Origin of the sequence: Glaciimonas soli, from assembly GCF_009497155.1 — a bacterium.
GTDB lineage: Bacteria > Pseudomonadota > Gammaproteobacteria > Burkholderiales > Burkholderiaceae_D > Glaciimonas > Glaciimonas soli.
In genome coordinates this window covers 103,338-122,405 of the sequence record NZ_WINI01000009.1, presented here as the reverse complement: position 1 = coordinate 122,405, position 19,068 = coordinate 103,338, and the positions used below count along the sequence as shown (strand labels likewise).

Genomic DNA, 19,068 nt, shown 5'->3' with positions numbered 1-19,068 from the left:
AGTACTACTTCACCGTGAATTTGTAACTGCCTTGTGTACGATGCCCGTCGTCAGCGACGGCAACCCATTTAACCAGATAGATCCCGGCAACTAATTTCGATAAAGCTACGCGCAGTGTTTTGTGCGTCGTTGTATCTACTTCGGCTTTGTTAATGGTGATGGCCTTGCCTTGTGCATCAGTGACAGCCAACTTGCTGAACGCAGGTTCCAATGCTTCATCGTAAGTAATGCTTACTTCGGAAGGCGCGTTACCGATGCTGTAAGCGGAATCGGCAGCAGGAGTTTGCGTGACAGGATGTGCATGCGCGTGCGCAAAATTTGCGATGAACAGGCTGATGACCAGACTGAGCAAGAGGACGAATGCGCGCGGAAATGTCATAGTAAACATGTGATCTTTCTTTATTGAGGCGGATATATATACAACGTAGGATGGGTATCTACTTTTAATGCAAACTGCATTATTTACCTAGCCTGTTATCGTAACAAAGGCGTAACAATTCTTTCTAAACGTTCGGAGGTCCAAACCGGTTCCTTATCGTCCCAGCCGTTGTCGACCAGAATGCCATTACGGTCGATGGTGAAATTCACCGGAATATGCCAGATGCGTCCATAGTCGCCAGCCCAGGGACTGCCAAGCAGTCCCACCGGAAAGCTCAAGCTGGCAGCGACTTTGCGCACCTCCGGTAAATCACCCGGGCTATCCAAACTGAAGCCCAATACTTCGAGACCTTGTTTTGCATGCTTCGCCGCATAGGCCGACAACAGCGGCAGCTCTTCTCGGCAAGGTCCGCACCAGCTAGCCCAGAAAGTCAGGATAACCACTTTGCCGCGCAAATCGCTGCTGGAGATATTGCGTCCGTCTAAAGTGTGCAGCACTAACGGTGGAGCCGGTTTGCCGACAGTTAACGTAGTCGCATTTGCACTGCTTGACCAGCTGAAAATGCTGATCAACAAAGAGCATATCAGCGCTGCACGTAACCAAAATGATGGTTTTAGCGGATTAGAATGCATAGCTCACTCCGGCGGAAGCGGTCCAGCGCGGGAACACCTGATAGCCTTCAAGGTGACTATAGATAGAGCGCTGTACGAAGCCATAAACATTCACGTTTTTCATCACATTAACACTGATGCCTGGACTCAAATAAGCAACCGTGCCAGCCGTATCTGTAGTATCGGCCAGCGCTCCCTGATCAGCACTCTTGCGGGAAATATTGATCTGGATTTGCGGTACCACCGTTGGATTAGCTTCATAACGCAAACCAAAACTCATGGTGCTGATGTTGCCTGGACGGTAATCGGCGCCGGTTTGATCTAGCTTCTCCATAAAGGCCGCCTGAAATTGGCCGTTAATGAAGGCGTCAAAATTCTGGCTGATCGGTTGATAGTAATACGCGCCGATGATGAGGTCAGTACTGCCGGTGCCCGGTTGCAGACTGGTATCTAACGCTTGGCCAGAGCTGGCATTGGGGCCAGACGAAAAGAACGTCGGATTGCGGCCGACGGTGGCACCGGTGAGCACGTTTTGTCCGCCGTAATTTCCGGTCGGGAGTTTGATGCCGAACTGCACACCCAAATTATGGGTTGGTAAAAATCCCTGATAGTTTCCTATTAATTTGATATCGCCCAAACCGGTACTGCTCACACCGCTGATGTTGTCGGCTGTGAGCTGGTCAGTGGTGGCATTGCCGTAAGTGGTATGACTGCGATCGATATAAGGGATGATCGCGCTGAAATTCCAGTTAGCGTTCGGCGCGTAGTTAATGCCAAGGTTGAAATAGCGATTGATGGTTTGTTTTTCCACCTCTTGGCTGCCGCCGGCATCATTGATGCTGGCGGGCTGTGAGCCCGGTACGGCGCTTGAGCCGGAGCGCAATTGGTTTTGATTAATGAAGCTGTAACCCAAATTGATACTCCAGCCAGGCTCGGCGGAATAACCCATCGCCGCATCAGTGCTCAAAGAGCAGCCGCAAGTGGCACATGCGTATGCGGCGACAGGTAAAAACATACTTGCTGCAAATGGAAGCGCAAATCGATATAAAGGATGCAAGGTTTTTTTATTGAAATTCATGGTGCGCTATCTGTGAAATTGGGGTGATTTACTGATGTTACGCAAACACCTCTGTCATTCCTCGTACGCGGGAATCCATGTAACTTAGCTTAATCAATACCAGAGGGACGGCGGTATATACCGTGCCTCGCGTGTTGTTCAACATAATGTCAACGCAGCTTTGTATTTGGCAGCATGGATTCCCGCGTTAGCGGGAATGACGACGGTTAGATTGTGGTTATGCGTAACACCGCTTGTTTATTTCAAGCGATAGCTGGTGGTGGTTGCGCACGGTTGGCGTGGGCAACGGTGTACGGTTGGAAGGCAGCGGAAAGGGCGGCTACATAGCTGCCGTTGATGGTGGTAGCGGCATCGAGTTGCGCGAATGCCGTGGTGAGAAATGGTTGATGCGCCAGCAAGCTGCAGTAACCGCAGGCTTCCATGCCGTCATGATCTGTGCTGTGGTCTGCGTCGTGGTTTGAGCTGTAGTTTGAGCTCAGATTCGGATCGTGATCAGCGTGGGATTGTTGCGCACGTTGAGATGCATCATGCGTGGTGCAAAACGTTGCATCGGCAATCATCGTCATCAATGCTGCCTGATGCGCGTTCTCGTTATTTTTTTGAGCGAGTGTATGCGAAATCAACGGCGCGAACACATTCATCAGGATGGCGAATGTCGCTATCCATATGACGTTTTTCATCTTTCGCATTGTGTGGAACCGTCGCACGCGCTGGGTCTTCCTGTGGCTTATTTCTAGTGGGGCAGCTCAAAATTATCTCATAGGATTTATTAATTGGGCCGCTTTCTTTCTGTTATGCAGATGTTTATCAGCACTGTCGTTATTCTATCCATAAAACATTGCATTTGAGATATAAGTTGCTATCCAGAAAATTAAAATTTAGAATTCCTTTCAATGTAGCTGAATTGTTACAAAAAGTAAGTTGTAAAAATCAATACAGCTTTCTGCAATATGACGAAATTTTGGCATCTAAAAATGCAACTGCAGAATGTAACTATGGCAAAAAACCATGGCCTTGAGAAGGGGTGATGAAATATGGAGTATGCGTTTGCAAGGCGAGTAATTCCTTTACCCCAGCTTTTTTTAGGTATAAAAAAATTAGCAAAAAAAAATCTGCAGCACAACGATAATTTCAAAAAGCCAAAACCTCCGTTTTATTCTGCATTTCAAATACTACATAAACCCAGTGTTTCCGTTGCAACCGTTGTTGCAAAATCCATTGCAATATTCTTCAGTGTCAGTTGCGTGTTATTTAGTAACGCAGCTTTGGCGCAATCGGTCGATGTCAATAAATCATTCGATCCGGTACAAATACAAGACAGTGCGCCGTTCAATAAAAGCCGCCTGACTATTTCAATTAGCAATACCGACCCACTGACGTCGTTGTCGCAACTGAATCTGACCGATAATTTGCCGACCGGCGTCATCATCGCTACGCCGCCTAACACCAGTACTTCTTGTGGCGCGACGGTCAATGCGACGGCTGGTGCAAGCTCTCTACGCATTAGTGAGGGGACGATTATCACTGGTAACTTTTGTAGTTTTCAGGTTGATGTCGTCAGTACCAGCGCCAGTGTGTACACCAATACGATCCCGGCGGGAGCGCCGTTAGCTATAGGTCAGGTCGTCAGGGAAAATGCCAGTGCTTCATTGACGGTGATTCGTCGCAACGCGACGCCCCCGCAAGTAAGTGGCAAAGCCTTTAGCCCAAATACGATCGTCTCGGGTCAGACTTCGCAGATGACGATTACACTGAACAACGCCAATCTTCTGCCGCTGACCAATACCAATATGACCGACAACCTGCCTGCAGGTATGGTGTTGGCAAATCCTCCAAATGCATCTACCACATGTACCGGCACGATAGCCGCGACGGCAGGTGGATCTTCCTTGGGAATGACGGGCGCCACCATTCCCGGCGGTGCCAACTGTACGGTGACGGCAACCGTCGTGGGCACGGCGACGGTGAATCTAATAAATTCCATGGGCCCGGGGAGCGTTACTTCACTAAACGGACAAGTTACCCCGCCGTTGGCAAGCACCGGCACCACGAATGGCACTTTGTCAGTGACACCCGTGCCGAGCAATGTATTGACCAAAGCGTTTTCAACCGGATCACCCTATGTCGGTCAATCGTTCAGCATGACATGGACGATTTATAACAATACAGGGGGGCCATGGAATGGCATGGCAGTAACCGACAACCTGCCTGCCGGTTTAAATGTCTACACCACGGCACCTAATGCATCTACTACTTGCGGTGGTTCGGTTACTGCGCCGAATAGCAGCACCGTCAAACTATCCGGGGCAACTTTGGCAGCGGGGCGTTCTTGTACGGTGACGATCAATGTCGTGGCACCGACTGGAACCACAGGCCAAGTGTTGGTCAATACCATTCCTGCAAATAGCTTAACCGCTACTAATACGGCGATTACACAGGCTACGGCTAGTGCTCAGGTGTCGTTGATCGCGCCGGGGCCAGGTACCGGACCGACCTTGAGTAGCATGACGAAAACCTATATTCAACTGGTCACTGAAGCATCATTGTCGCTGCCAACTGGTCATGCGCCTGCCACGGTGACGGGTGGTGCGATTGATATGTCCATACAGTTGAATAAATCCGTCCCTACCGGCGGTGTCAATATGGATTTGACGCCTATCCATATGGTCGATAGCTGGGCGGCGACTGCACCAAATTTTCACTATTCCGCTTTGGTGAGTAACACGTGCGGGGGAACCGTAACAGCCCCGGCTAATGGTCAGACATTGACCATAGATAACGGGTTAATCCCACAGGCTTCCACCAGTTGTACCATCAGAGTTCGTCTGATCGCGGACTCTATTATTACTCCGGCACCACCAGCGAACGGCACGCCAGAGAATAATCAGGCCGCTGCTTGTGTCAGTGCTGTTACCGGTAATACGGCTTGTTCGGGTGGCGTCATCAGTAACGTCGCAGCGGCTTTGGTGGTAGGCAATCAACCGCTATATCCTGCCAAATCATTTAATCCGACATCGATCCCGCTGAACGGTACCAGCGCGGCGACTATCACGATCATTAATCCAGCTTCGGTGCCGCGCTATAACGTTTCTGCAGCCGATACGTTGCCAGCGCAACTGGTTTTTGCTGCGCCATTAAATCCGGTTTTTGCCTGTTCTAATTCTGCCGGAGCCGTGACTACCTATCAGGTCAGTGGCCAAACCATCACTTTCCAGATTTCCAGGCTCAACGCCTTCACCACCAGCGCAACACCGCCGCAATGTACGATGACATTCAATGTGGCTGCCGCTCCTGGCGTACCGGCCAATAGCGTTGCCACCAATTCAATTTTAGCCAATGCGGTAACAGCCACTGATGTGAATAGCAATCCTGATCCATCGGCTACCAATATCAAACCGGCAGATGCCAATCTCACCATCAGCAATCCGTTGACGGCGCCTCAGGTATCCAAAAGTTTTAACCCGGTGACAGTGTTTCAATATCCGGGAAGCGGTCCGGTTAGCAGCAATTTCCAAGGCACCGGTGTCGGTCAGATGAGCACCTTGACCATCCAGGTCATTAACAGTAATACGCTCGCCAATAGTAATTTTACCGGCACCAACCTGACCGATAATTTGCCAAATGGTGTTGTCATTGCACCGACCCCGAATATCACTAAAAGCAATTGCGGTTCACCAACCGTCACTGCAGCAGCAGGTGCTACTTCGGTCGTCATCACCAATGCCACCGTTACCAGTGGCAGCAGTTGCGTAGTGACAGTCAATGTCGTCGGCACCGTCAAAGGTAATCAGACCAATATAATTCCGGCTGGCGCAGTGCAGACTGCACAAACCGTGACCAACTCTTTACCGGCCAACTCCACGTTGACAGTACTGACTACCACCCCGATTCATGCTTTGTTTAAAGATGTGATGTTAACCGGCACCACGACATCGCTGGTAGGTCAGGCGATTCCACCGGGCGCTAACCTGACGTATTTATTGAGGCTAACTAATCCCGGTTATTTACCGGTGAGTCTGGCCAATGATGTGCAGTTTGTGAAAGATGCATTACCTGCTGGTGTCACTTTTGTTTCGGCAGCTAATGGCGGGGTGTTGAACGGTAATACTGTGCAATGGAGTTTCGCCGGTTCGACTCAGACGTTGACTGCGGGGCAAGACTTAAGCCTGACTTTTAGTGTGAAAGTGAATAATCCTGTCACAGCGCCGGTCATCAATATTGCCAATACGGCGACGGTTTCTGATTGCTCACCCCAAAACGGTCTTAACTGTGCATTAAATCCGCCGGTTGCTAATTGTACGATGCCCGCCGATCCACTCAATGAATCTGCTGCAGAATTGGCCAATCCGGCAATTTGTAATCCGGTTGCCTTGCCGATCGTGCCGAACTTGAAGCTGGTGAAAAGCCACACGGGTACTTTCACTGTAGGGCAACCTGCAAGCTATAACCTCGCCATTACCAATAACGGTGGTAGTGCTACGCGCGGCACGTTGCAGTTATCCGATTTGCTGCCAACCGGCTTAATTTTGGCAACCACCAATCCGTTTACCAGCCCCAACGGTACTGTGACTAACGTCGTCACTAGCACGACCGCCAACGGTGTGTTGGTGACATTTGATTTCACGCCAGCGCCGGCGATTGCTGTCGGTACTACTGTCAACATCACGGTCAACGGTAGTTTCAGTGCGGCGGCAGTGCCTTCTGGCACCTCCGCGACGCTCACCAACTATGCCAGTGTCAGCGGCGGTAATGATCCATTTCCACCGACACCGCCGGGAACCAATTGCGTTGACGTCTCCCATTGCAGCAACGATCCTGCGCTGATAAAAACCACTGCTGATGTGACGATTGCAAAAGCACTGACTAGTGTTAATGGTGCGGCCGTGGTGCAGGGGCAAACCTTGAAAGCAGGGGATGTCCTTCTGTACACCATCACGATGAGTAATGCCGGTGGCACCGATGCCACCGCTTACGCTTTGACGGATGCGACGCCAACGGCCACCAGTTATGTCAGCAGTAGTGATAGTGGTGTGTCGACCGGCGTTGCCGTTAACTGGACCGGCCTTACTGTACCGGCAGGTAGTACCAAAGCGGTCACCGTCACTTTTAAGGCTGCGACACCGCTGCCGCCAGGTACGCTGAGTATTGCCAACGTCGCTTACCAGACAGGCTCGCCACCGCCAGCTTGTCCTTCGCTCAATCCCGCCTGCGTGGTCTATCCGCCGCGGGCGTCGAACTTGAAAATCGTCAAGAGTCACACCGGTTATTTCGTCGTTGGTCAGCCAGCAAGCTACACGTTGACGGTGACGAATAACGGTGCGGGTTTCACAGAAGGCGTGGTGAGAATATCTGATCTGCTACCAAACGGAATGACTCTGGCAGCAACCAGTCCGATCACTAGCGCAAACGGCGTCGCTGACAACATCATCACCAACGGACAATTAGTGACCTTTGACTTTACGCCCGCACCAGCGATTGCTGCCGGAGGCGGCATTGCCACGCTGACGCTCAACGTTACTGTAGCGGCATCAGCAGTAGGGACAGCAACTAATTACGCCAGCGTCAGCGATGGCGGTGATCCGTTCACACCGATGGTACCGGGAACCGGTTGTAGCGATGCCAATCATTGCACCAGCGACCCGACGCTGATAAAACCGCCGGGCGTGGTGACCATTGCCAAGGCATTGACTAGCGTGAATGGCGTTGCGCCGGTTGCAGGCCAAACGCTGAAGGCGAGCGATACGCTGCTGTACACCATCACCTTAAGCAATGCTACCGGTACCACAGTGACCGGTTATGCATTGACCGATGCCACACCCACTGCCACCAGCTATATCAGTAGCAGTGATGCGGGTAGTCTGACCGGCAGTGCGGTTAATTGGATTGGCCTCACGGTGCCTGCGGGTAGCAGCAAAGCAGTTACCGTCAGCTTTCAAGCAGCATCACCATTACCACCTAACGTTGTCAGCATCAGCAATGTCGCTTTCCCTACAGGAGCGACGCCGCCAACTTGTCCTTCTGTTGATCCAGCCTGTGTGACATATCCGCCAACAACGATTCTGAAAGTCGTTAAAACCCATACCGGCAATTTCAACGTAGGTGCCGTCGGCGTTTACAACCTGGCAATTAGCGATGTTAGTGGGCAACCAAGCACCAATTTAATAAATATCACCGATGTTCTGCCGACCGGCATGAGTTTGATCGGCACCAATCCAATTACTAGCAATGATGGCAGTATTAGTAACCTGGTTATTACTGGCCAGCAGGTGACATTCGGATTTACACCGACCACAGCGCTCACGGCAAGCCACGGCGCGAACATTACGATCAGCGTCAATCAGAGCGCCGCAGCCAAGGGCACTGCCGTCAACTATGTCAGCATCAGCGGTGGTGGCGATCCGTTCGCACGCGTTCCGCCAGGAGTTGCTTGCAGTGATGTTAATCATTGCAGTAAAGATTCGGTGGTGGTCGCAGGAGAACCAACGCTGTCATTGATCAAAACCGGCCCAGCCACATTGGTCGTAGGCGGGACTGGCGTATATCAGCTGACGATTAACAATACAGGAACCGGTACGACCAACGGTGCGTTGACACTGGTCGACAATTTGCCAGTGGGCTTTAGCTTAAATGGCACGATGACCAGTGGTCAGGGAACCATCAGCAATGTGGTGACGACGGGTACGGCCGCGACCGGTTTTGTACTCAATTTTAACTTTACGCCAACCACACCACTGGCAGCAACCAACGGTACCGCCAGTATTGCTGTACCAGTGACAGTCGGTGTTCCCGCCGCAGCCGGAAGTATCACAAACTATGCGTCCGTTGGCGGCGGTGGAGATCTCAGCAACGGTGGCAATCCGCCAGCGCCGGGGACAAATTGTTCGGATGTGCATTGTGGCAAAGCAGTGACCATGCTTACAGCGAATAATGCTTTGCTGTCGATAGTGAAAACCGTCAACAAATCAGAAGCGGAGCTCGGCGACAGTCTGGTCTACACCCTCAACATCACCAATATTGGCGCCAACGTCGTTACCGGGCCGCAGATTGTTGACACCTTGCCGCGCGGTTTCCGTCTGGTTGATAACAGCAGTTATGTGACTGGTGCAAAAATTACGGCAACCACTGGCGCGCCGGGTCCGGCGGTGACTTATACGCTCGACACCATCGCCCCCGGTGTTTCTGTTGTGCTCAGTTACCGCGTCAGAGTTGGGGTAGGTGCGGCACAAAGTGATGGTATTAACCGCGCCATTGCGCATTGCCCACACAACAATAATCAAAATTGCTCGAATCAGGCACAGGCGAAAGTGAAGATTGGCGGCGGCGTCTTCAGCACCGCTGCTTGCGTGGCCGGTATGATTTACGTTGATTGCAACGGCAATCAAATCAAAGATCCAGAAGAACTCGGTATTCCTGGCGTACGTATGTATCTGGAAGACGGTACATTCTTGATCAGCGACATTGAAGGTAAATACAGCTATTGTGGTTTAACTCCTCAAACCCATGTCTTGAAAGTCGATCAAACCACGTTGCCGCGCGGTAGTCGCTTGGTCAGCAGCAGTAACCGCAATGTCGGTGATGCTAATAGTATTTTCCTTGACCTGAAAAATGGTGAGCTGGAACGGGCTGATTTCATCGAAGGTTCTTGCTCGAATACGGTGATGGAACAAGTCAAAGCACGTCGCACGCAAGGTGAACTTCCCGGCCCGGACACCGAGAAAAAACACGGCGTGCCGCTGAAATTTGAAGGCAAAGCGCCAGACTATCCGCAAGAAGGCACCGACAGCGCCAATCAAATCATTGTCAAACCGCGGATAAATTCACCGGACGACGTGTCGCGAGCGCAGCAAGCGCCAATCAACAATAGTGAGCGCGATACGCCGTTGCAGCAGTTGGAGCTGAATCAGCAAAACAGTCAGCAAAACAGTCAGCAGAATAATCAAGCGCCGAATCAAGTGGTGCCTGCACAGGGAGATAGCCATGCGCAATAATCTATCTCGCTACACGACGTTGACGCTGGCACTAGCTGCTAGTTTTTCTGCATGGGGACAAGGCACCGTCAATGGCCCCGTTGGCGATCTGAGTCTGCCCGTCAGCACCTTTAATGGCGCTAACGATCAGTCCTATAAAGACGGTATCGTCTTACCGCCGCTCGATACCGGCAATAGCAATCTGCCGCCGGTTTCACCTCACGTTTTCGCTGATAAGATTCAGGGCGCGGATTACCGTTTGAATGCGATCGTCGGCAAAATTTCAGTTAGTGTCGATAGCGATAGCATTCCGGCCGATGGCCAGACGCCGGCACATTTGAGCATCTCAGTATTCGACTATAAAGGTCAGCCCGTCAAGGATGCAGTGGTGACGGTAGAAACCTCCGGTGGGCGTTTACAAATCCCCGGTGCGCCGACGCCTGAATTCGGACCCGGTAGCAAAGACCTGGATCACATCACGCCCGGGATGCAAGTCAAAGTGGTCGATGGCAAAGCCGAGATATTGTTGTTGGCGCCGTATCAGCCGCAGGACGTTACCGTGCGCGTGACAGCCGGTAAGGCGCAAGCCAAAGGCGTCATCAGTTTTATCCCTGAATTGCGCGAAATGCTGGCGGTGGGTTTGGTCGAAGGGATTATCCACTTTGACGGCAAGTCACCCGTGAGCTTGAGCACAGCCTCAACCGGCGACGGTTTTGATCAGGAAATTCAAAGCTTTTCCCGCAGTGGCGATAACGGCAAACTGTATGGCGGTATGCGTACTGCGTTCTTCCTGAAAGGGAAAATCAAAGGCGATGCTTTGCTGACCATGGCTTACGACTCTGATAAAGACCTGCAAGGACGTTTGTTCCGTGATGTCAATCCCGACGATTATTACGCGGTGTACGGGGATTCCTCAATCAAAGGTTTTGATGCGCAGTCGAAGTCGAAACTATATGTACGTATCGATAAAGATAAATCCTACATTCTGTACGGTGACTTCCAGACCGGCGACGGTTTTAGTCAAGTGACTGGGGGCGGTAGTGTCGCCAGCATCAAAAAACGTGATCTGGGAAATTACAGCCGCTCTATGAACGGTGCGCGTGGTCATTACGATGCTAACGGTGTGTTGGTAAACGCTTTTGCCACTAAAGATAGTCTGGTGCAGCTGATCCAGGAATTTCCGGGGCAAGGTTTGTCTGGACCGTTTGCAGTATCTGCACAAGATGCGCAAGCCGGTAGCGAAACGGTGGAAATCCTTACGCGCGATCGTAATCAACCGGCGGTGATTTTATCGACCGTGCCTTTGCAACGTTATGTTGACTATAGTTTTGAGCCATTTTCCGGCCACATTTTATTAACTCGGCCATTGCCTTCGGTGGATGCCAATGGCAATCCGGAATCGTTGCGCGTAACGTATGAAGTCGATTCTGGCGGCCCCAGCTTTTGGGTGACTGGTGTCGATGCGCAAGTCAAGCTCGGCCAGCATCTGGAAGTTGGTGGAAGTTTTGTCAAAGATAAAAATCCGTATGCGCCTTACACGCTCAGTAGTGGCAACGCCAGCATACAACTTGGTCCGCATACCACCATCGTGGCCGAATATGCACGCAGCCAAAGTATGCTGGGCGATGGTACGGGTTTGGGAGCAAGCACCAACGGCAGTCCTTACAGTTTGCAGCCGACCGTAGATCAGCCATCGCCAGTGGGCGGCGTGTTTCAGGAAGTGACTGGTGCGGCCTACCGCGTGGAAATGCTGCATCAGGATGACGATCTTCAGGCACGCGCATATTACGGTCACAGCGATCCTTACTTCAACAATCCGGCGGCGTCGTTGTCGCAAGGTCGAGATGAGGGGGCGCTCAAAGTCACTAAAAAACTCGATGAAAAGTGGAGCGTCTACGCCGAAGGCACGCACAGCGAAGATGAAGTAGCGCAGGCCAAGCGGGACGCAGAATCGGCTGGCGTTGCCTATAAAATCAATCCACTGTGGGATGTGGATGTAGGGGTAACGCATACCAATGAAGTCGCCGGTGACTATGGGACGTCAACCATTAGTCTGGGATCGGGTTTGCTGGTCAATCCGCAATCCAATGGCTTTGGCGCGAATACTGGATTTGGCGTTGGTTCGAGTTTGTTGAATCCGCAGACTGGTTACGGCCTCAATGGCAGCAGCTATGGCTTGGCCGGTATCACTTACCACAGCACTGGTTTGCGTGTGCGCACCACGTATAAGCTGACGGAAAAAGTCGATTTGACCGGGGAGTATGAACATGGTGTGGGTGACGATGATTACCATCGCGCATCCATCGGTGCGGCTTATCACTTTGCCGAAATGGCGAGGCTCTATGCCAAATACGAATGGGTAAGCGGTTTATCTTCTCCCGATGCAACCAATGGTTTGTATGACAGCAGTGCTTTCGTTTTAGGTATCGACAACGAATACATGAAGGATCAACGCGTGTTCTCTGAATACGCTATGCGTGACGCGATTGATGGCGATCAGCTGACCTGGGCCAGTGGTTTGCGCAATATGTGGAATGTCAGCGATACCGTCAAGGTCACCACTTCAGAAGAATATTTGCGCGCGTATCACGGCAATACTCAGGGTGCTTATGCAGTGACCGGCGGAATCGAATGGCGACCTAGTCCTCTATGGTTGTTGAGTAGTCGTCTGGAGTGGCGACATACTAAGGATATCGAGGCCGAAGAATACAATGCCAGCGAACCAACAGCACCGCCGACGCCGACCTTTATGCCGGGTAATGATACTTACTTGTCAACCATTTCAGCGGCGCGCAAGATCAATCGTGACTGGACTTTCCTCGGTAAAAATTATTTGCTGTACACCGACAATCGCGGTTATGTCGGCAATCTGTGGGAGGACAAAGTCCAGGCCGGTATCGCCTATCGTGATACCGATACCAATCGCTTGAACGTATTGGCTCGCTATGAGTATTGGGTGCAGCGCGATCAGAGCGGATTGAATACGTTGCCGCCGCCAGAAACCACCGATGATTTGAATGGCGATCCGAATATCAGTCAAGGATTTGAAAAGCACATCATTTCAATCAATGCCGATTACCACCCAAGTCGGCCATGGTGGTTGGATGGCAGGGCTGCGGCGAAATGGGAAAACGATCTTTACAGCGGTGGCCACGATAAATACAGCGCCTATCTGCTTAGCGGTCGCGTCACTTACGACATCAGCAAACGTTGGGATATCGGGGTCTTGGGTTCAGTCATGTACAGTCCGCAAGGCGCCAGTAAGCAATACGCTTTTGGGCCGGAAGTCGGTTATCAATTACAGGACAATCTGTGGTTGTCTGCCGGCTGGAACGTACGCGGCTTCAACGACAGGGATTTGACCGGTTCTGATTACACCAATCAAGGCGTGTATCTACGCATACGATTTAAATTTGATGAAGATTTGTTTGGTAAACGTAATCCTGATGTGAATCCGGCATTAACAAGATAAGCGATAAGTGGTTTGCTTCCGCCTCCCACTTGCGGGAGAGGGACGATACGATGACGAAAAATTCTGAAGTGGCGCTAAGAGAAAGAGACCCAACATGAAACAACCGCAACTGACCACACTATTTTTAGCGATGACCCTGGCCTCAACATTAACATTGAGCGCTTGCACCACTGCCAATCCGAATCCGCCAGCAGATCAACTGGCGCAGCAACAGGACAGGATTGCCGATAACGTCATCCATCGCGATTATGGTGTTTATCGCGATACGCAAGAGCGCATCAAAGTCTTGAATGATGGTGGCCGCCGCGTTGCCGATTATCAGCTCTCGAAAGCGCAATGCTGGTTAGATGTTTCGTTCCACGAATATAGCCGCAATGACCGCGGTGGTTTCCCACAAGCGGCATTGGGCGAAAGTCAGCGAATTTTGACTGCTCTGGAAAACAAACAAGATCCGGGTTGGGAAACACCATTGGTCAACGGGGCAGAAAAATTACGTCCCGATTTATGGGCCAGATATGACGCTTTGAAGCACCATTCCGGTTTCCGCTGCGCTGCGCAGCAAACGGCTTGCGGTGAAGTTGAACTGGTACATGCAGGGAATGAAATTCACGATGCTGGCTGGCGTCATGCCAAACCGTATATTCAGATTGCAGAAGACTTGGCCGGCCGCGCTGAACAGTCTGCCGAAAGTTGTAATCCGCCACCGGTACCCGTGCCGACGACAGAGAAAATCACGCTGTCTGCTGATGCGCTATTCCATTTCGATAAATCTGGAAGTGGTGATTTATTGCCGAAGGGGCGTCAAGAGCTTGATGAAATGGCGCAAAAAATCAGCAGCGGTTATGTCAGTGTCACCGGCTTGACCGTGACCGGTTACACCGACCGCCTGGGCAGCGTCGCCTACAACCAGCGTCTCAGTCTGGCACGTGCCAACACGGTCAAAACCTATCTGCAAGCGCATGGTGTAACTGCACCGATTACCACTGAAGGGCGCGGTAAACAAGATCAGGTTGAAGCCTGTACCGGTGTCAAGCCATCGGCGGCGCTGATCGCTTGTTTGCAACCGAATCGCCGGGTGGAAATCGTAGTGCAGGGGATGAAATAATTTAAATAGAAACGGTAGTATTGTGTGGCGCCGTAGAAGCCCTTTCCCCACTCGTTGGAGAAGGGCTTTTCACTTTCGACTCAGAAATGGAATAGTTTTCATGAGCAATATGGAGGCAGCTTGGGAAAAGCAAATCGCCGACCTATGGTTAACGATCGATGATGTCAATTCAGAGGAGTTCATCAATCGGATTAATAATTTAGCTTCTGAATTACCAGCTGGGAGCGCAATCGGCCTATTCGAACGCGCTGCCGCACAAGACTCCACCGGTCATTCCGATAAAGCGGTCCCGCTGTACCGTGCGGCGCTTGAAGCCGGTTTGACCGGTCTGCGCCGCCGCCGCGCTACTATTCAAATGGCCAGCTCGCTCCGCAATCTTGGCAATGCGGCCGAGGCCGTTTCACTGTTAACGGCTGAGCTGCATGCTGCCGATGATGAACTGAATGGCGCAGTGCGTGCTTTCTTGGCACTGGCTTTGGTGGATGTAGGACGCGAACGTGAAGCTGTCGACATCAGTCTTATCGCACTTACACAATATTTACCTCGTTACAATCGATCGCTTGTGCGCTATGCACAGTTACTCACCATTTGAGTTACTAATCCCTGGCTTTTACTGTTATCTTACCGCTCAGCTTTTCACAGGGAGTGGAATGCTTAGTAACTTGTCTTTTCTGTCGTTAAAAATAAAATTAAAGGAAGAGTATTGTGAACACGGTAGATCCTGCAGCACCATCATTGAACACAGCACCAGATGTGTCGTGGCCGCAATTAGAGCGGTTCACTTTCACAGGGCGAGGTAGTGAATATTTTCGTATCTGGATAGTCAATCTGTTATTGAGCATTGTTACACTCGGTATTTATTCCGCCTGGGCCAAGGTGCGTCGCACTCGCTATTTCTATGACAATACACACGTTGCAGGTGCCAGTTTTGAATATCACGGAAACCCAAAAGCGATTTTAAAAGGACGCGTGATTGCTCTGGTTGGCATCATTGCCTATAAAGTGGCGTTCAGAGTTTCACCGACGGTGGGATTCATCACATTCGCAGTGCTAGCGGCGCTTTTTCCTTGGTTAATCTGGAAAAGCTATCAGTTCAAATTGTATAACTCAAGCTATCGCGGCATTCGTTTTGGCTTTCGCGGAAATCTGGGACAGGTTTATAAAACGTATTTATTGTGGCCGGTACTTTGCCTCTTTACATTTTATACATTGGTGCCATTCGCGTATCAGCGCATCAAAAAATTTCTGCACAGTGAAAGCCGATATGGCACTACCCATTTTTCTTTTGATGCAACGGTAGGCGCTTATTATCGGACTTACTTGATTGGTTTTGTGGTTACCGCAATTGTTTATGTGGTGATGTTCAAGCTATTTGGCGGTCCTTTCTTTGCCTCAATGAAGCATGCCAAAACTGCAGCTCCCCGTTTTGCAGACATCCTCCCATTTATACTTATCTTGTACGTGGGGATATTCCTAGTGGCGCCACTATTTCTGACCATGCTGCAAAATCTTGAATGGAATGGCACCAGACTTGGTGAACATGAATTTCAGAGTGAATTGAAATTGCCAAATATGTACTTCATTTTGATCACCAATTTGCTGGGGATCATCGTTACGTGTGGCTTGTTCATTCCTTTCGCCCAAATACGTTTGATGAAGTATCGGATTGAAGCCATGGCACTCAATACCTATTCTTCAATGGATGAATTCTGCGCCGACAATGAGCCAACCGGATCCGCTGTTGGTGAAGGTGTATCGGACTTGCTGGATTTTGATTTGTCGCTCTGATGCTACGCAGAGCCACAACCTAATCACCGTCATTCCCGCGAACGCGGGAATCCATTTTGCGAAAAGCAAAGCGACGTTTACATGAGTTGCGCTAATTAACATGGATTCTCGCGTTCGCGGGAATGACGGTGAGGTGCGCGTAATATAAATTCTCACTATTAAATTTTTTGATTAAACGCCATGGCCATTTCTGCTTTTTATTTCGACGGCAAAACATCACGGAAGCATGTGGTAACTTTGCGTGTCGAAGACGATGTGGCCATTGTTGACGGCATTAGTAGCGTTGCCGGAGTAGTTGAAAGGAAATGTCCGCTCAATGACTTGCGTGTCTCCGAACGTGTTGCTTCAACCTCTCGCAAAGTTACTTTTCCGGATGGAGCATTTCTGGAAATTACGGATAATGACGCATTTAATACTTTGCTTGCCAATACCGGTCATCAGGATTCAATGGTGGTACGAATGCAGCAAAGCTGGAGCGCCACAGTCAAAGTGACCATCGCATTAATTCTGATATTAGTGCTGGGCTATGTTTATGTTTTGCCAGCGGCATCTCGTATCATTGCCAACGCATTGCCTGAGTCGATAGAACACAGCATAGGCAGCGGCGCATTGGCTTTTATGGATAAACAGGTTCTATTACCTAGCCAATTGCCGCAACAACGACGCGATGCCATCGTTACGCGGTTTAAGTCGCTGACCACGATTCAGAATGCGGATGGCGAGGCTGTGCCCGATTACCAGATTGTTTTCCGTAAAAGTCGTATCGGCCCCAATGCTTTTGCCTTACCTTCGGGACAAATTGTCGTGACCGATGAGATCGTCACTTTGCTTAATGATGACGATGCGCTGATGGGCGTACTGGCGCATGAACTTGGTCATCTGCATCAACATCATCTGATGCGGCGTCTGGTGCAAACCTCAACCATCGCTGCGGTCAGTACGGTCTTGTTTGGCGACGTATCGGCTTTGGTGGCGAATATCCCAACTGTCATGCTGGATTTAAAGTATTCCCGCGATACTGAAGAGGAAGCGGATGACTATGCAGTGAAGATGTTTAAAGCGAATGGGCTGAGCATGCAGTCATTGGCATCCGTGTTTGAGAAGCTTGGTAATGCGTCGAAAGAGTTTTCAAGCTACTTATCGACGCATCCGGCTAGTCATGATCGGATAGTCAGAATTTTGAAAGCGGAGTGAAATTCGGCGTGGAGCTGAAGGTCACGTCATTTGGATAATTTAAGAGCCACTCCAGCCCCATTTTTTGAATATCTGGGCAGCTTTTGGCGTATGTAAAAATTCCACGAACGCCTTGGCGACTGGCTTGCCTGTGCCTTGCACAGTCAGGCCGACACCGGTATCGCGATAGATGGCGTAGTCGGGTTCAATTGGTATTACATCGGCCAGAGTAGGGTTGGCTACTTGCCAGATATTCCAGATTAACCAAACATCAATCTCCGGGTGGTCTATCCACGTCTGTTTAGCGATGGCACTATTGCCTGCATAACTGACAATGTGACTGCGCATGTTACGAACGGTGTTGATATCACCTTTGCGGCCAGCCATATCTTCCCAGACGCCGTTTTGACCGGCACCGTTGACCACCAGAATTTTTACGCCCGGCTTGAGCAAATCGTTGACACCGGAAATGTGTTTGGGATTGTTTTTGCGTACCAAGATGGCTAAAGGTCTGAGATACAGTGGTTCTATCGTTTGTTCGACTATGCGGCCGTCCATTGCGACTGTGAAATCAGTCATCATGGTTTCTGATCCGCTGTAAATGACATCTGCGTTTTGCTTGGCTTTAGCTATCCATGTCGGGGTAGGCCCGGCGACGACTTCGACTTTAGTGTCGTGTAGTTTTTCAAAAACGGCTGCGGCTTCTTTCATTGCCGGCGCAGGACCGCCCGGGCCATATACATATAAAATTTCTTGCGCGACGGCGGCGTTGCTTAGTAATAAACCCAATACGCTGATAGCCGTTATTGTTAGCGCACGTGCATGGCTATTCAGGCGACGCTTAGGTTGATCGGCGCAGTAATTTTTTTTGTTAATTTTCATTTTTTCTTTCCAGTTTTTCTATGAGCCTTTATTGTTCAGCGCTATGCAAGAGCATTACGCGCCAATCCAGGGCAACCCCGCTTTACACCAGCCACTGACATTTTTTCGATGACCTTGCGCGTCTTTGTCTCCTTCAAATCCTTCCAGAATATCGAAGCAATTCGCATAACCATTTTCGGTGGCGAGCTTGGCCGCATGGCGTGAGCGGACGCCTGAACGGCAGAGAAATAACAAGATGCTGTCTTTGAGTGCACCTTGTGCCAGCTGCTGCAGAAAGTCGGAATTAGGCACGCCACCGGGATAGAGATTCCATTGCACTGTTTGATGCTGCGCTTCATTGATGGCGACTTTGCCGACCCAGTCGCGCTCTGCATTGGTGCGTACGTCAACCAGAATGGCGTTGGGATGTGCTTGCAGGATGTTCAGCGCTTCCGTGGGGGTGCATGCACCTGCGTAGGGCAGTTTTTCATCAAGTCCGCGTTGGCGGAGAGTGGATAATAAATCAGTCTCATTGTTCATGGCATTGCCTCCAAAAGGGTCTTGAAAATCGTCAATTAATTATTTTAGCGCGTATAGCAATGTGCTAATGTTCTACTCCTAAAAATTCATTTGG

12 protein-coding genes are annotated in these 19,068 nt (G+C 50.5%); 6 read left to right on the top strand and 6 right to left on the bottom strand.

Features of this window, described 5'->3' with window-relative positions; genetic code table 11:
• Window positions 1–4 precede the first annotated feature (4 nt).
• From GEV47_RS17305 to GEV47_RS17290, 4 genes are all read right to left on the bottom strand, one after another.
• Window positions 5–379, bottom strand: a complete 375-nt coding sequence (locus tag GEV47_RS17305; RefSeq protein ID WP_153236174.1) for a copper resistance protein CopC — start codon at window positions 377–379, stop codon at window positions 5–7.
• A 95-nt stretch (window positions 380–474) separates the two neighbouring features.
• Entirely contained in the window at window positions 475–1,011 is a 537-nt protein-coding gene (locus tag GEV47_RS17300; RefSeq protein ID WP_153236048.1) for a peroxiredoxin family protein, read from the bottom strand.
• Complete coding sequence (locus tag GEV47_RS17295; protein ID WP_407646281.1) at window positions 1,001–2,068, bottom strand: transporter family protein; 1,068 nt, start codon at window positions 2,066–2,068, stop codon at window positions 1,001–1,003. The genes GEV47_RS17300 and GEV47_RS17295 overlap by 11 nt, the downstream gene beginning before the upstream one ends.
• Window positions 2,069–2,310: 242 nt before the next feature.
• Window positions 2,311–2,748: a DUF2946 domain-containing protein gene (locus GEV47_RS17290; protein ID WP_194270697.1), complete on the bottom strand. Its 438-nt coding sequence runs from the start codon at window positions 2,746–2,748 to the stop codon at window positions 2,311–2,313.
• 564 nt (window positions 2,749–3,312) lie between these two features.
• Between GEV47_RS17290 and GEV47_RS17285 the strand changes: the two genes are divergently transcribed.
• The 6 genes from GEV47_RS17285 to GEV47_RS17260 all read left to right on the top strand — a co-directional run bounded on the left by GEV47_RS17285 (window position 3,313) and on the right by GEV47_RS17260 (window position 17,594).
• The gene (locus GEV47_RS17285) at window positions 3,313–10,056 is read left to right on the top strand and encodes a DUF7933 domain-containing protein (RefSeq protein WP_194270696.1); all 6,744 of its coding nucleotides are present in this window, start codon (window positions 3,313–3,315) and stop codon (window positions 10,054–10,056) included.
• Window positions 10,046–13,507 (top strand): hypothetical protein, encoded by a 3,462-nt coding sequence (locus tag GEV47_RS17280; protein ID WP_153236045.1) that lies wholly within the window; start codon window positions 10,046–10,048, stop codon window positions 13,505–13,507. Before GEV47_RS17285 ends, GEV47_RS17280 begins: the two co-directional genes overlap by 11 nt.
• A 94-nt stretch (window positions 13,508–13,601) precedes the next feature.
• On the top strand, window positions 13,602–14,612 hold the full coding sequence (locus tag GEV47_RS17275) for an OmpA family protein (protein ID WP_153236044.1): 1,011 nt from the start codon (window positions 13,602–13,604) through the stop codon (window positions 14,610–14,612).
• Between the two features lie 100 nt (window positions 14,613–14,712).
• The gene (locus tag GEV47_RS17270) at window positions 14,713–15,204 is read left to right on the top strand and encodes a tetratricopeptide repeat protein (RefSeq protein WP_153236043.1); all 492 of its coding nucleotides are present in this window, start codon (window positions 14,713–14,715) and stop codon (window positions 15,202–15,204) included.
• 113 nt (window positions 15,205–15,317) lie between these two features.
• Window positions 15,318–16,400: a YjgN family protein gene (locus GEV47_RS17265; protein WP_322741686.1), complete on the top strand. Its 1,083-nt coding sequence runs from the start codon at window positions 15,318–15,320 to the stop codon at window positions 16,398–16,400.
• Between the two features lie 180 nt (window positions 16,401–16,580).
• Window positions 16,581–17,594, top strand: a complete 1,014-nt coding sequence (locus GEV47_RS17260; RefSeq protein WP_153236042.1) for a M48 family metallopeptidase — start codon at window positions 16,581–16,583, stop codon at window positions 17,592–17,594.
• 39 nt (window positions 17,595–17,633) lie between these two features.
• Here GEV47_RS17260 and GEV47_RS17255 read toward each other — a convergent pair whose 3' ends face one another.
• Both GEV47_RS17255 and GEV47_RS17250 read right to left on the bottom strand, forming a co-directional pair.
• On the bottom strand, window positions 17,634–18,455 hold the full coding sequence (locus GEV47_RS17255) for a substrate-binding domain-containing protein (protein ID WP_153236041.1): 822 nt from the start codon (window positions 18,453–18,455) through the stop codon (window positions 17,634–17,636).
• 54 nt (window positions 18,456–18,509) lie between these two features.
• Entirely contained in the window at window positions 18,510–18,974 is a 465-nt protein-coding gene (locus GEV47_RS17250) for a rhodanese-like domain-containing protein (protein ID WP_153236040.1), read from the bottom strand.
• Between the last annotated feature and the right edge of the window lie 94 nt (window positions 18,975–19,068).